The organism is Acinetobacter sp. 228 (genome assembly GCF_048147885.1).
Map to the genome: position 1 here is coordinate 152,743 of NZ_JAYWYV010000002.1, position 13,837 is coordinate 166,579.

The 13,837-nt window shown below is 45.1% G+C and carries 12 protein-coding genes; 3 read left to right on the forward strand and 9 right to left on the reverse strand.

The features are described 5' to 3' along the window. Nucleotides 1-9: 9 nt before the first annotated feature. From VXQ92_RS02150 to VXQ92_RS02175, 6 genes are all read right to left on the reverse strand, one after another. Nucleotides 10-849, reverse strand: a complete 840-nt coding sequence (locus VXQ92_RS02150; RefSeq protein ID WP_064101550.1) for an alpha/beta fold hydrolase — start codon at nt 847-849, stop codon at nt 10-12. Between the two features lie 129 nt (nt 850-978). Then, nucleotides 979-2,781 (reverse strand): acyl-CoA dehydrogenase C-terminal domain-containing protein, encoded by a 1,803-nt coding sequence (locus VXQ92_RS02155; protein WP_416680160.1) that lies wholly within the window; start codon nt 2,779-2,781, stop codon nt 979-981. A 211-nt stretch (nt 2,782-2,992) separates the two neighbouring features. Continuing rightward, on the reverse strand, nt 2,993-3,973 hold the full coding sequence (locus VXQ92_RS02160; protein WP_416680162.1) for an NAD(P)H-dependent flavin oxidoreductase: 981 nt from the start codon (nt 3,971-3,973) through the stop codon (nt 2,993-2,995). Nucleotides 3,974-3,984: 11 nt separating this feature from the next. Continuing rightward, nucleotides 3,985-4,773 carry an enoyl-CoA hydratase-related protein gene (locus VXQ92_RS02165; RefSeq protein WP_416680309.1) on the reverse strand — a complete coding sequence of 263 codons (789 nt, stop codon included), beginning with the start codon at nt 4,771-4,773 and terminating at the stop codon, nt 3,985-3,987. Nucleotides 4,774-4,808: 35 nt separating this feature from the next. Then, complete coding sequence (locus VXQ92_RS02170) at nt 4,809-5,732, reverse strand: 2-hydroxyacid dehydrogenase (RefSeq protein WP_416680164.1); 924 nt, start codon at nt 5,730-5,732, stop codon at nt 4,809-4,811. Further along, the gene (locus VXQ92_RS02175; RefSeq protein WP_416680166.1) at nt 5,729-6,484 is read right to left on the reverse strand and encodes a class II aldolase/adducin family protein; all 756 of its coding nucleotides are present in this window, start codon (nt 6,482-6,484) and stop codon (nt 5,729-5,731) included. The genes VXQ92_RS02170 and VXQ92_RS02175 overlap by 4 nt, the downstream gene beginning before the upstream one ends. A gap of 110 nt (nt 6,485-6,594) precedes the next feature. Between VXQ92_RS02175 and VXQ92_RS02180 the strand changes: the two genes are divergently transcribed. Further along, on the forward strand, nt 6,595-7,032 hold the full coding sequence (locus tag VXQ92_RS02180; protein WP_180049424.1) for a PaaI family thioesterase: 438 nt from the start codon (nt 6,595-6,597) through the stop codon (nt 7,030-7,032). Nucleotides 7,033-7,146: 114 nt separating this feature from the next. On the opposite strand, the gene VXQ92_RS02185 is transcribed toward VXQ92_RS02180, so the two are convergent. The 3 genes from VXQ92_RS02185 to VXQ92_RS02195 are packed head-to-tail and all read right to left on the reverse strand — an operon-like array spanning nt 7,147 to nt 10,693. Next, entirely contained in the window at nt 7,147-8,364 is a 1,218-nt protein-coding gene (locus VXQ92_RS02185; protein ID WP_416680168.1) for a 3-oxoadipyl-CoA thiolase, read from the reverse strand. Between the two features lie 32 nt (nt 8,365-8,396). After that, on the reverse strand, nt 8,397-9,917 hold the full coding sequence (locus VXQ92_RS02190; RefSeq protein ID WP_416680170.1) for a 3-hydroxyacyl-CoA dehydrogenase: 1,521 nt from the start codon (nt 9,915-9,917) through the stop codon (nt 8,397-8,399). 2 nt (nt 9,918-9,919) lie between these two features. Continuing rightward, on the reverse strand, nt 9,920-10,693 hold the full coding sequence (locus VXQ92_RS02195) for an enoyl-CoA hydratase (RefSeq protein WP_416680172.1): 774 nt from the start codon (nt 10,691-10,693) through the stop codon (nt 9,920-9,922). Nucleotides 10,694-11,147: 454 nt separating this feature from the next. Here VXQ92_RS02195 and VXQ92_RS02200 point away from each other — a divergent pair, with 454 nt between their 5' ends. After that, nucleotides 11,148-12,446 (forward strand): MFS transporter, encoded by a 1,299-nt coding sequence (locus VXQ92_RS02200; RefSeq protein ID WP_064096774.1) that lies wholly within the window; start codon nt 11,148-11,150, stop codon nt 12,444-12,446. A 114-nt stretch (nt 12,447-12,560) separates the two neighbouring features. Next, the gene (locus tag VXQ92_RS02205; protein WP_416680174.1) at nt 12,561-13,826 is read left to right on the forward strand and encodes a DcaP family trimeric outer membrane transporter; all 1,266 of its coding nucleotides are present in this window, start codon (nt 12,561-12,563) and stop codon (nt 13,824-13,826) included. Nucleotides 13,827-13,837: the final 11 nt, after the last annotated feature.

Below are 13,837 nucleotides of genomic sequence, written 5' to 3' on the forward strand. Positions count from 1 at the left end.
TTATCTCCTTTAAGGCATATAAGGCTGGATTTTTTGATTCACCGGATATTGTTCTGGATGCTGGCTAAACTGGTTGACCAGTTGCACCACTTCGGCTGGTGCTTCGATATAGAGCGCATGTCCTGAAGAAATTTCGATATAGCGACTGTTCGAAATTGAAGCAAACAGCAGTTTTGCTTGGGCTACAGGCACCATGCGGTCTTCACGACAGGCAACGACTAGAGTTTCTGCACAGATGTCAGATAAAGCTGACGTAATATCAATGCGATAATTCAGTTCCCGCTGTTTGGCTGCATCCTGGGAAGGTTTAACAAAGCGTGCCAGATCCAACACCTGCTGTTCGCTCCGTGCAGACAGATAATCATCGCTATACAGGCAATAATTGACAAAATGCGGCAAGGCAGCAGATTGATCATTAAATAACTGTTGCCAGATCGTGGTACGCAGTTGTTGGACTGAACTGGTTTTTGCCCAACCGGCTAACAGGATCAAACGCGCTACGCGCTGTTTTAAACTGGCTGCTACTTGTGCAGCAATCACAGCACCGAGTGAATAGCCTACCACTGTAATGGTTTCATCTTCTGCAACTGCATGCTGAATCAGTGCTTCAACCTGTTGGCTAAAATGGGTCACCGCCAGATCGGCGTTATCTGGGGTATGCAAATCAATGGATAAAACCCGCTGATGAATACCCAACATCGGAAAAATATAGCTGAAATGCTTGTCGGTATTTCCACCGGTGCCATGAATCAGAATAATGGTGGGAAATGCAGAACGCTGTCCGACTTCATGAAAAGTAAGCTGCAGATCAGCATAGGGACACTGTCGAGTAATCATGTCTAAATCCATATAGACTCCTGATCTTGTTGTTTTATGGTTTATTCAACACCCGAGAATAAATCTAAATATTTGAATTGGGTTAGGATGCAAAAATTATTAAAAAAAGACCCACGACACGAGTATCGTGGGTCAAAAGGTTTAATCGAATTTGAACTCTTCAGGCTCAAGTAAAAACAGGCTTTCACCACCCGCCTGAATATTGGCAAGGTGGGTTGAGGTTCTTGGCAAAATACGTGCAAAGAAGAATTGTGCAGTTTTGATCTTGGCTGCATAGAATGGATCAGTATTGCCTTCTTCAATTTTCTGTTGCGCAGTAATTGCCATTTTCAGCCACAAATAAGCGGACACGACATAACCAGAGAAATATAGGTAGTCAACTGATGCTGCCCCAATTTCATTGGCAGACTGCTGAGCCTGCTCCTGAATGGTTCTGGTTAATTTCAGCCATTGTTCAGTCAACTGGCTGACTTGTGCAACTTGCTGGCTCAACTGGACATGTTGCTGATGCTCTTTCACATAAGCTTGGATTTCATCGGTTAATGCGGTCAACAGACCCAGTTTTGAGCCCAACACTTTACGCGCCAGCAAGTCAATGGACTGAATTTCAGTGGTTCCTTCGTAGAGGCTGGCAATACGGGCATCACGGGCAATCTGTTCCATGCCATGTTCAGCAATATAACCGTGACCACCGAAAACCTGCATACCATGTTTAGCTGATTCTATGCCAGTTTCGGTCATTAACGCTTTGGCAATTGGGGTTAGTAATGCCAGACGGTCTTCAGCTGCTTTTTTCTCTTCAGGGCTTTCAGTGGCTTCAGCGATATCGGCATAGGTCGCCAGATAATATGCAAGTGCACGTGAACCTTCTGCAAACACCTTTTGAGTCAGCAGCATGTTACGTACTGCGGGATGCACGATAATCGGATCTGCAGGCTGGCCTGGCACTTTTGCACCTTCAAGTGAACGCATCGCCAGACGGTCTTTGGCATAAACCAATGCCCCCTGATAAGAAGATTCTGCTGCTGCCAAGCCTTGAATGGCTGTACCGATACGTGCCGAGTTCATAAAGGTAAACATGCAGTTCAGGCCGCGATTTTCAGGCCCAATCAGGAAACCTTTGGCATTATCAAAATTCAGCACACAGGTCGCGTTACCGTGAATGCCCATCTTGTGTTCAATGGCACTACACACTACGCCATTACGGGAAGCCACATTACCAGCTTCATCCAGATTGTATTTCGGAACAATAAACAGCGAAATACCTTTGGTTCCCGCAGGCGCATCCGGTAAACGTGCCAGTACGATATGCACGATATTTTCAGCCAGGTCATGTTCACCGGCTGAGATAAAGATTTTCTCGCCACTGAGGCTGTAACTGCCGTCCTCATTTGGCACAGCTTTGGTACGGATCAGCCCCAGATCAGAACCGGCATGAGATTCAGTCAAGCACATGGTTCCAGTCCAGCGACCTGCAATTAAAGGTACCAGGAATTTCTGTTTTTGTTCATCACTACCGTGGTGCTCTAAAGTACGCATGGCACCATGTGACAGACCTGGGTACATCCCCCACGACCAGTTGGTTGCAGTAATAATTTCAGAAATAGCAATACGGTATAAGGTCGGGAAGCCCTGACCGCCATATTGTTCATCACCGGTTAAAGAGGTAAAGCCGAGTTCTACATATTTTTCATAAGCTGCTTTAAACCCATCTGGAGTAGTTACGACACCATCCTGCAAACGGCAGCCCTGCTGGTCACCTGTCGCATTAATCGGTAGAAGTTCGTTTTGGCAAAAGTCCGCAGCGACTTCCAGATATTGCTCCATAATATCCATAGAAACCTTGTCTGAGAATTTTGCATAGCCCTGATATTTCTGTTCCACGTTTAACAGGTCTTTCAGGACAAACTTCATGTCTTTTAATGGCGCAATATAATTTCTCATCGTAATTCCCTTGTATGAGTTCTAATTTGTATATTTATGACTATTAATTTCATAATACGAAATTATGTTTTAAATCTACTATAATATAATTTAAAGAATAAAATCTAGTCATTCGATGAAATTTCCCATTTAAAAATAAAAAATATACAGGATGAAAAAAAGCCATTCATGGTGGAATGGCTTTTCTATACAGCGACTGCACTAAAGCTGATTAACGTGGGAAAAATTGAGCTAAACGCTGATGAACGATCTGCTCTGCCTCCTGCATGATATTTTCAATCAGCGTCTGACAAGTCGGAATGTCATGAATCAATCCCATCACTTGACCTGCAGTCAGTACACCAGCATCAATATCGCCATTTTCTAAAGCGAGCTTGCCTTTTAAACCGCTGACATAGGGACGAATCTGTTCAAATTCCAGGTTTGGATCTTCACTCATTTTCACCACAAGATCAGATACCGCATTTTTGGCAACACGGGCAGTATTCCTGAACTGTCGATACAGCAGATGTGTCGCCCTTTCATCATTATCGACATAGAACTGTTTGATGTTTGGATGGATCGGCGCTTCCTGAGTGGCACAAAAGCGAGTACCCATATTGATGCCTTCAGCACCTAAAGCCAAAGCTGCGACCAGACCACGGCCATCAGCAAAACCGCCACTGGCCACAATCGGCACAGTGAGCTGATCCGCTGCCGCAGGAATTAAAATCAGGCCAGGAATATCGTCTTCACCCGGATGGCCCGCACATTCAAAACCATCAATCGAAATAACATCCGCGCCAATTCTTTGTGCTGAGAGCGCATGACGAACGGAAGTACATTTATGAATGACAATAATGCCATGCTGCTTAAACGCCTCAATATGTTCATGAGGCTTGTTACCTGCTGTTTCTACGATCTTGATACCGCTTTCAATGATCGCCTGTCGGTATTCTGTATATGGCGGTGGATTCATGGCGGGCAATAAAGTCAGATTGACTGCAAAAGGCTGATCGGTCATTTCTCGGCAGCGTGCAATTTCCTTGACCAGGGCTTCAGGCGTCGGTTGAGTCAATGCCGTTAATGTTCCCAAGCCACCAGCATTAGATACCGCGCTGGCCATTTCTGCGGTACCGACCCACATCATGCCGCCCTGAATAATTGGATAACGAATGCCTAAAAGCTCGGTAATACGGGTCTGAATTTTCATAAATGCTCTCCTTAGCATCCGGTAAATTGTGCAGGGCGTTTTTCGACAAAAGCCTGGACACCTTCTTTATAGTCCTGACTGCTCAGAGCCAGATATTGCAGGTTTTGCTCCAGCTCCAGTTGCTGGTCCATGTTATTTTCAGCACTGCGCTGCAAGGCCTGTTTGGTTAAAGCCAGCGCATAAGTCGGCTGTTGAGCTAATCGCTGTGCAATGTCGTCGATATAAGCATCAAATTCTGTATCTGGAAGCATTTTCCAGATCATGCCCATTTCAGCGGCCTTTTTGGCATGCACCGGTTCGCCCAGAAAAGTGAGTGCCGTGGCACGTGCATAGCCGATTAAACGTGGCAACATCCAGGTGCCACCTGCATCAGGAATCAAGCCAATTTTAGAAAAAGCCTGAATAAATCGGGCACTTTCCTTGGCAATGACCAGATCACAGGCCAGTGCGATATTGGCACCTGCACCGGCAGCCACACCATTTACTGCTGCGATTACCGGTTTGGGACTCTGACGGATCAGGTTAATCAAGGGATTATAGTATTTGGCCAGCGAGCCTTGCGGTGGCAAAGGCACATTGCCGAGCTGTCCAGCACGTTCTTTTAAATCCTGTCCCGCTGAAAACGCCCGGCCATTACCGCGAATCACAATCACCCGAATATCCGGATCTGTATTCCAGTTTTTCAGCACCTGCTGCACTTCCTCATGCATTTGCCGGTTAAAACTGTTGAGTGAATCCGGGCGGTTAAAGCTTAAGGTCGCGACGCCTTGCTGAACCTGAGTTTGAATCGTTTCCCACATCATCAATTTCCTTATTTTTGTCTGTATCCCTACACTTAATAGCCTTTATTGACATCTACCTGATGGCACAAATCCAGCCCGAGATTTAAGCGTCGGTCATTTTCCAGAATCTGTTCCACCACCACAGACATGGGCGCATGTGAGGCGACATGTGGTGTAACAACGATCTTTTCATGCTGCCAGAATGGATGTTCAGCAGCTAATGGCTCCTCTTCAAATACGTCGACAATTGCACCACGTAACTGGCCGGAATCCAGTGCATTGAGTAGATCCTGCTCGATTAAATGCTGCCCACGCCCCACCTGAATAAGAGCAGCTTGGTCGGGTAATTTTTTAAATAGCTGTTCAGATAAGATGCCAGTATTGTCTGCAGTTAAAGGCATTAAATTAATCAAAATCTGGCTATGGGCCAAAAACTCGGAAAGCTGTTCTGTACCGACATAGCTTTTGACCTGAGCAAACTCTTTTGGGGAGTTGGACCAACCCGAGACCTGATAGCCCATGTCGGCGAAACGTTCTGCCACATAACCGCCCATATGGCCAAGGCCCATAATCCCGATCTGGATATGATGGCTATAACTTTGACGATACTGTTTCCATAGCTGCTGCTTTTGCTGCTGGATCATGCGGTCAAAATAACGCTGAAAATACAGCACGCCCCAGAGCAGATAATCAAACATGCCCTTTTGATGATGTGGATCCAGTACCCGGCAGACTGACTGGTCAGCTCTAATCTCGTTTAAATTTAAATGTTCGACTCCTGCAGCAATCGAATGAATCAGACCAAGTTCTGGAAGTTGCCGGAGTTTTTCCAGATCTGGAAACCACGAAGCTGCTGTGGTCGCCTGTTCAGCTTCCGGGCTGTCCAGTGTACAAAAACTGCCCTCAGGCGCATATTTCTGAAAAGACTTCACCAGAATGGCTTCAATATTCGGCACAGTACTGGATATCACAATCATGATGCATACTCCGTATATTGATGCTCAATCAGGGATAACGCAGCCTGCCAGGCACGCTGTAAAATCGGTTCAACTAAAGGACTGGCGAACTGCCTGGCGGTTTTAATTCGGACTTCTTCTGCTGGATAATGCAGTTCGGCACCGCCACTTAAGGCCTTCACCTGCGCCTGACAGGCACGCTCCAGAAAATAGATTTCATGAAAAGCCCGTGCAATCGTTTCGCCAGCCGTTAAAAGTCCGTGATTGCGTAAAATCATGGCGCGATGGCCGCCCAGGTCCTGAATCAGGCGTTCTTGTTCATCTGTTGACAATGCAACGCCCTCATATTCGTGATAGGCCACCTGCTGATAAAATTTCAACGCATGCTGGGAAATGGGAAGAAGTCCGTGTTTCTGTGCAGAAACTGCTATGCCATCTGCGGTATGCGTATGAATGACACAATTCAGATGAGCATGTGCTTCATGAATCGCGGCATGGATGACAAAGCCTGCCATATTCACCGGCTTGTCTTGTTCATAGCTTTCTACCACTTGCCCTTCATGATTAATCTTCACCAACGTTGAGGCACGCATTTTTTCAAATGCGACACCATATTGATTAATCAGAAAACAGTCAGGCTGATCGGGAACTCTTAAACTGATGTGAGTATCAATCAGGTCGGTCATTCGGTAATGCGCAATAATGCGATAAAGCGCTGCGAGTTCGCAACGTGCCTGCCATTCAGCATCTGTGACGAGATTTTTTATTGTCATCGTTCCATCCTGGAAAAATATAGCATTTCGATCATCATCTGTTATATCATAATTCTAGAAAAACAGAATATTATTTCATAAAGCGAAATAAATCGTTACAAGGAGTGGATATGCCCACATCACAATTAAACGGACTTGAATATCTCAGCGCAATTAAGAATGGGGAAATTCCCAGCTCAGCCATGAGTGAAATTATTCCCATGCGTCTGACCTTGGTGCGCGAAAACTATGTGGAATATGAGGTGCGTCCTGATCAGCGCCATTACAATTTACAGGGTGGAATTCATGGCGGCTTTTGTGCAACGGTTCTAGATAGTGCCACTGGCGCTGCCGTGCATACGACAGTAGATGCAGGTGTTAGTTTCTCGACCATTGACCTGAATGTCAAAATGCTGAAAGCGATGAAAAGCGGCGAAACTTATACAGCTATTGGTGAAGTCATCCGGATCGGGCGTAATGTACTGACCTCAGAAGGCCGAATTATCGATAAAGAAGGTAAAGTTTATGCATTTGGTTCAGCGACTTTATTAGTCACTGCCCGTAAGTAAATCATTACACTGATGTAATCAATCCCTGCATGTGCAGGGATTTTTATTTTGAAAGAAAAATCCCAATAAAAAAATGCCATGCATATCACATATACATGGCATTTAGGTGATGACTTAAGATGTTGCAGCTTCAGGGTTTTCAATCACCATCGCCAGGCCTTGACCCAGACCAATACACAGACTGATCACGGCATATTTTTTACCGGTACGCTGTAACTGACGTGCAACGGTTAAAGCTAAACGCGCACCCGAACAGCCCAGTGGATGACCAATGGCAATCGCACCACCATTTGGATTGACACGCGGATCATCCAAAGCGACATCCAGACCTTTCAGGCAAGATAATACCTGACTGGCAAAGGCTTCATTAATCTCGATGATATCCATATCGTCTAGCGTCAAACCCGCACGCTGTACTGCCTTTTTAATCGCTTCAATTGGGCCTGCTCCCATGATGCGTGGCTCAATGCCAGCGGCTGCAGAAGACAGGATACGAGCGAGAGGTTTTAAGCCATACAGTTCCTGCACTTTTTCACTGCCGATAATCAGTGCTGCAGCGCCGTCATTGATACCTGATGCATTACCCGCTGTTACTACACCACCTTCGAAAAGCGGTTTTAACTTGGATAAAGCTTCAAATGTTGAAGAAGCACGTGGATGCTCATCCTCAGTAATTTGTTTAGGCGGCAATTTGCGTCCTTGAGAAACTTCAATCGGGGTAATTTCACCTTCAAAGAAACCTGCTTCTTTCGCTGCCTGATATTTTGCCTGTGATGCAGCAGCAAAGGTATCAGCCTGTTCACGGCTAATACCGAATTCTTCAGCCACGTTATCACCTGTTTCAGGCATGCTGTGCGCGCCAAACTGATCCGTAAATTTACGGTTCGGGAAACGGGTACCAATCGTGGTGTCATAAATTTTGGCATCACGTGAATAAGCACTCTCTGCTTTACCCATTACAAAAGGTGCGCGGGTCATGCTTTCTACGCCACCGGCAATGTACAACTCGCCTTCACCTGCAGTAATGGCACGTGCCGAATCAATCACAGCACCGAGACCTGATGCACATAAGCGGTTTACCGTCTGACCCGGAACTGTTACCGGCATACCTGCTAACAATGCTGCAAAACGTGCCACATTACGGCTGTCTTCACCGGCCTGATTGGTACTACCAAAGATTACATCTTCTACATCTGCTGCCGGAATACCGGTTTTTTCCAGCAGGTTTTTAATGACAGTCGCTGCCAGATCATCTGGACGTACGCTTGCCAGACTTCCTGCATGGCGACCGATTGGTGAACGTAAACCATCATAAATATATGCATTTAACATGAGTGTTATTCCTTTAACTTTTAACTTTTTAATTAATTTGTTGTATGAACAAGAGGCAGACCAAGCTGAACGCGGCGACGCAACCAAGGACTTGGACGGTAACGCTGGTCACGGGTAATCGCAGTCATACGGTCTAATATTTTCAGAATTTTTTCAGCACCCAGCACATCCCCCCATTCAATTGGGCCATATGGATAGCCAAGACCTAATTTCACTGCGATATTGATATCTTCCACCGTTGCAACGCCTTGCTGGGCAATATCACAGCCAAGATTCACAATCATTGCCAAAGCACGTTGAGCCACAAAGCCGACGCTTTCCTGAATTACACTGGCGGTCACACCATCCAGATTGAAAATCGAGTGGGCTGCTTTTATCAGTTCAGGTTGGGTGACAAAAGTTGGCATCAAGGTACGGTGTTTATGCAGACCATATAGCAAGTCGATACACACCACTTGTTGAGGTGCCAGCTGATAACGGATCGCAGCTGATGTTGCATCTTCACCATAAGTGGCAATCAGGATTAAAGCCTCTGCTGAAGGTGTCTCAGTTTGCTCAATATGAATGTTGAACTGTTGCAGATATTGCTCAAGTGCCTGACGGTCTTCGTCATATTCGGTGCCTAGCCAGACTGATGGATATTGACTTAGCTTTTCAACCAATGCTGGAGCAACATCACCTTCTTTGCTACCTGAAGTGTAATCATAAAAACCTTTACCGGTTTTACGACCTAACTGCTTGGCAATAAAACGCTGACGGGTAATCACGCTTGGACGGTAACGTGCTTCTTCATAATACTGGTGATAAATCGATTCACTCACTGGGTGCGAGACATCCATACCGGTCAGATCACCTAATTCAAACGGCCCCATCTTGAAACCGATTCCGTCACGGTAGATCCTGTCAATATCATAAAATGGTGTGACATTTTCATTCAGAATTGCATAGGCTTCGCTGCCAAAGGCACGGCCGGCATGGTTAATGATAAACCCTGGCGTATCTTTAGCTTTGACCGGACGATGCCCCATTTTTGTCGAGAGCTGGGTTAATGCTTCAATAATGTCAGCACGGGTGTTAAAGCCTTCAATCACTTCGACCACTTTCATGAGTGGTACCGGATTAAAGAAGTGATAACCGGCAACACGTTCTGGCTGCTTGCAGTTGGCAGCGATTGCACTGATCGACAATGAAGAGGTATTAGATGCCAGAATCGCTTCTGGTTTTATAACTCCTTCCAGTTGCTGCATCAGTTTTTGCTTGATTTCCAGATTTTCAATAATCGCTTCAACAATCAAGTCGCAATCTTTCAGGTCTTCTAGCTGCTGCGCAGTCGACAGATGAGCAATATCTTCAGCGGCTTTTTCATGGCTGAATTTACCTTTATCTGCCAAGGTATTTAATGTTTTGGCCAGTTTGTCCTGTGCCTGTTCAGCTGCCCCTTCTTTGGCATCAAACAGTACAACATCATGACCAGACTGAATCGCGATCTGGGCAATACCTGCACCCATCGTGCCTACACCAATAATGCCGATTTTCTGAATCTGAATACTCATGCTTATCGTCCCTGATAATTCGGTTTACGTTTTTCAATAAAGGCCTGCATACCTTCTTTTTGATCTTCTGAAGAAAACAGCATCTGGAAAGATTTACGCTCCAGGGTAAGTCCAGCATTGAGTGGTACATCTTCGGCCAATAAAGCCACTTCCTTGATTTGCTCCAAGGCAATTGGTGGCATTTTCGCTAGACATTCCGCCATCTTGATAGCTGTAGCAAGGGTTTCACGGTCTTCAGTCACCTGGGACACCAGACCAATTTGATAGGCTTCCGGTGCAGGTACCAGACAACCAGTCATGATCATGCGCATGGCATGAAATTTGCCAACTGCACGGAATAAACGCTGAGTACCGCCTGCACCGGGCATGACACCTACTTTCACTTCAGGCTGACCAAACTGGGCACTTTTCCCAGCAATAATAATGTCTGCATGCATAGCCAGTTCACAGCCACCGCCGAGTGCGTAACCGTTTACAGCTGCAATTACCGGTTTTGAGCACTGTGCAATCGCCTGCCAGTAACGTTCAGTTCGACGCTGCATCATTTGAATGGTTTCTGCATTGGCCAGTTCTTTCAGGTCTGCACCTGCTGCAAAATCTGTTTCACCACCCGTAAGAATAATGGCACGGACATTTTCATCATCATTCAGTTGCAAAAAAGCCGCCGCAAGTTTCTGGCGAACTTCTGTATTCAGGGCATTTTTCGCTTCTGGTCGATGAATTTTAACCATCGCTACATGTGCTGAAACTTGTTCTACTTGAACTACCTGTTCCATTAAAATCTCCATTTATTTTGTATAGCGAAATTTTATTTTATATAAAACTAAGGTTTCTTAAGCTATAAATCAAGGATTTTTAACTCCAGAATTCAAAAAAGTTATTTTTAAATAAAAATAGAGTAAAAACTCTTGTTCAATTGCTCATTTTATGATTAATTAATTTCGCAATACGGAATTAAATATTTTAAATGCAATTTGATTATTCATTTCAATGAATAATCACCATAAGGCAGAACTTAAAAGTAATTTACGAAATCAAATTTTCCAGCAATGAGAGGATTTTGATTTTGCGTAAAGCGTGAAAAATCGAATGTAGCCTGATAATAAATGCAGCGGCTGTTGTGTTTAGAGCAAGTCTGTTAAATCAGGAAAACTATGTTTCCGTGAGGAAGAAAAATGGATTTAGCGGTAGCAGAGGAAATGCTACTTTGAATATATAGAGGATATAAGAATGACAAGCGATACCATCGTAACAGGAGACAATAAAACCGATGTCTCCTCCACGGATACCATCAAACAGGCACCAAAACGTCTATGGATGACGGCTTTTGTCTTTGCTTTTCTGATTTTGCTCTGTGACGGTGCAGATATCGGGATTCTGGCTTTTAGTCTGACCAGTCTGAAAGCGGAATGGGGCCTAACTTCTGTACAGGCGGGGGCCTTGGGAAGTTATTCTCTTTTAGGTATGGGGATTGGAGGCTTTATTGGTGGATGGGCATGCGACAAATTTGGACGTGTCCGCGTCATTGTACTGGCAACCATCGCCTTCTCGATCTTGTCTGCCTACTCAGGTTTTGCGCAGTCTTATACTGAATTTGCAATGTTACGTACTCTGTCCTGCTTAGGTCTGGGCTGCTTGTATATTGCCTGTAATACCTTGATGTCTGAATATGTGCCTACCAAATACCGTACCACAGTGCTGGCAACATTGATGACCGGCTTCACTCTGGGTTCTCTGGTGATTACCATGCTTTCAGGCTGGATTATTCCTGAGTTCGGCTGGCGTATGCTGTATTGGATTACGATTGCACCTTTAGCACTCGGTATCCTCATGCACTTTATGGTGCCTGAACCAGAATCGTGGAAACGTGTTCGGGAAATGAAAAGAACTGGCCAGATCGTGGATAATAATGCGAAAAAAGGCAATCCATATATCACCATTTTAAAAGATAAAACCCACGGCAGAATGTTTATCTTATGGTCATTCAGCTCAGGTTTTCTCTTATTCGGTTATTTCGGTGTAAGTAACTGGCTGCCAAGTTATCTGGAAGCTGAATTAGGTATCAAATTCAAGGAAATGGCGATCTATATGATTGGTACTTTCTTGACCATGATATTCGCCAAAATCATTGCGGGCTATGTTGCTGACAAGATCGGCCGTCGTATCGTGTTTGCTTTCGGCACCATGGGAACTGCGCTGTTCATTCCGGTCGTGGTCTACATGCACACTCCAGATAACATCGGTGTACTGATGCTGATCTTTGGTTTCCTGTACGGCATTCCATATGCCATTAATGCAACCTATTTAACTGAAAGCTTCCCGACTGCAGTTCGTGGAACAGCCGTGGGTGGTGCATTCAATATTGGCCGGATCGGTGCCATTTTTGCCCCGATTACCATTGGCTATCTGGCCATGCATGGCTCAATTGGAACTGGCTTGATGGTGATGGGCGCTGCCTACTTCTTCTGCGGCTTAATTCCGGCCCTGTTTATTAAAGACCGTTTATACGATCCGCAAAAAGCAGAATAAATACTCTCCGGAAGACAGTACAACTTGCTGTCTTCCTCTTTCTCCAAATATTGACCACACGTATAGAAAGGTTTCCTTTCATTCAGGATTAAAAGTTTCTTCAGGGATTAAGAAATGAAAAAATTAGTTTTAGCCACATTGTGCGGTATCGCATCAGGAACTGTACTTTCAGCAGAAGTATCGGAAGATCGTATCCAGTTTCTAGAAGCACAGCTCAAACAGATTCAGTCTGAACTGGAACAGCAAAAACAGTCACAGCTTGCTTTAAAAGCACAACAGGAACAGTCTAAAGCAGCAGACTCCAAAAGTTTAAGTAGCATGATGGACAATGTGGATGTGTATGGAATGATCCGTCTGGATGGCGCGATTGATTTTAAAAGTACGCCAGAAACCCGTGGCCGAACCATTAACCAGATCAATAAAGTGCCTTTTACTGAACCTGATTCAGTCCGTTCCGATTTTACTGCAGCTGCCAGCCGTATTGGTTTCCTAGCCAAAGATCTGGGAGGTAATCCGAATATTTCCGCACGTCTGGAAGCTGATTTCTGGACCAACAATGGCAAAGGTGATGGTGGCCTCCGTATCCGTCATGCATATTTTAAATATTATAACTGGACTTTTGGTCAGGCCTGGTCACTCATGTCTACGCCGGAAATTAGCACCGATGCGGTAGACTACAGTTTATTGCTCGGTGGTTCGATCTTACGTACTCCCCAGGTCAGTTATGCGTTTAAGCTTGATCCGGAAAATACCTGGAATGTCGGCTTGGAATATATGGCCGGTGGTGATCGCTCCTCTGCCTTACCTGCCTTAACCACCAAATTTGTACATCAATCCGGTCCGCTACATCTGTTAGCTCAAGGCTTTATCAATGAAAAGCAGGCGCAAACCGCGACAGGTGATATCGAGAAAGTTGGCTGGGGGGTTGGTGCTGGTGGACGTTATCGTTTTGATGATAGAAACTCTATTCAGGGCAATTATTTCCATATAGTAGGCGATCAGCGTATTGCTGCCTTTTTAATTCAAGGTTCTACGGTTGACGGTGCAGCTTGGGGTGGCGACTATTCGGTTGATACAGCCAATAATGAACTTTTACTGAATGAGTTTAACAGTTTGAATATCGGATTTACGCATAAATTCACACCGAAATGGCGTAGCAGTATTGCAGCCAGTGTGGTCGATTTTGATGATTCTAGCGATTATGCCAAAGCCAATCCGGAAGCCAATAAGCGCTTAACCGACTATGTGGCTAACGTGATCTATTCTCCTGTTCCAAAGATTAATCTGGGTGCAGAATATCATCATGGCAAGCGTGAAACCTTTGACAATAAGGAAGCAGATATTTCGCGTATCAACCTCTCTGCCAACTATAGTTTTTAAGGCCTCAGGAG

What these genes read in the sequence shown, in the direction of transcription:
- VXQ92_RS02150 (WP_064101550.1), bottom strand. Translation starts at nt 849, where the DNA reads ATGGATTTAGACATGATTACTCGACAGTGTCCCTATGCTGATCTGCAG.
- VXQ92_RS02155 (WP_416680160.1), bottom strand. Translation starts at nt 2,781, where the DNA reads ATGAGAAATTATATTGCGCCATTAAAAGACATGAAGTTTGTCCTGAAA.
- VXQ92_RS02160 (WP_416680162.1), bottom strand. Translation starts at nt 3,973, where the DNA reads ATGAAAATTCAGACCCGTATTACCGAGCTTTTAGGCATTCGTTATCCA.
- VXQ92_RS02165 (WP_416680309.1), bottom strand. Translation starts at nt 4,773, where the DNA reads ATGTGGGAAACGATTCAAACTCAGGTTCAGCAAGGCGTCGCGACCTTA.
- VXQ92_RS02170 (WP_416680164.1), bottom strand. Translation starts at nt 5,732, where the DNA reads ATGATTGTGATATCCAGTACTGTGCCGAATATTGAAGCCATTCTGGTG.
- VXQ92_RS02175 (WP_416680166.1), bottom strand. Translation starts at nt 6,484, where the DNA reads ATGACAATAAAAAATCTCGTCACAGATGCTGAATGGCAGGCACGTTGC.
- VXQ92_RS02180 (WP_180049424.1), top strand. Translation starts at nt 6,595, where the DNA reads ATGCCCACATCACAATTAAACGGACTTGAATATCTCAGCGCAATTAAG.
- VXQ92_RS02185 (WP_416680168.1), bottom strand. Translation starts at nt 8,364, where the DNA reads ATGTTAAATGCATATATTTATGATGGTTTACGTTCACCAATCGGTCGC.
- VXQ92_RS02190 (WP_416680170.1), bottom strand. Translation starts at nt 9,917, where the DNA reads ATGAGTATTCAGATTCAGAAAATCGGCATTATTGGTGTAGGCACGATG.
- VXQ92_RS02195 (WP_416680172.1), bottom strand. Translation starts at nt 10,693, where the DNA reads ATGGAACAGGTAGTTCAAGTAGAACAAGTTTCAGCACATGTAGCGATG.
- VXQ92_RS02200 (WP_064096774.1), top strand. Translation starts at nt 11,148, where the DNA reads ATGACAAGCGATACCATCGTAACAGGAGACAATAAAACCGATGTCTCC.
- VXQ92_RS02205 (WP_416680174.1), top strand. Translation starts at nt 12,561, where the DNA reads ATGAAAAAATTAGTTTTAGCCACATTGTGCGGTATCGCATCAGGAACT.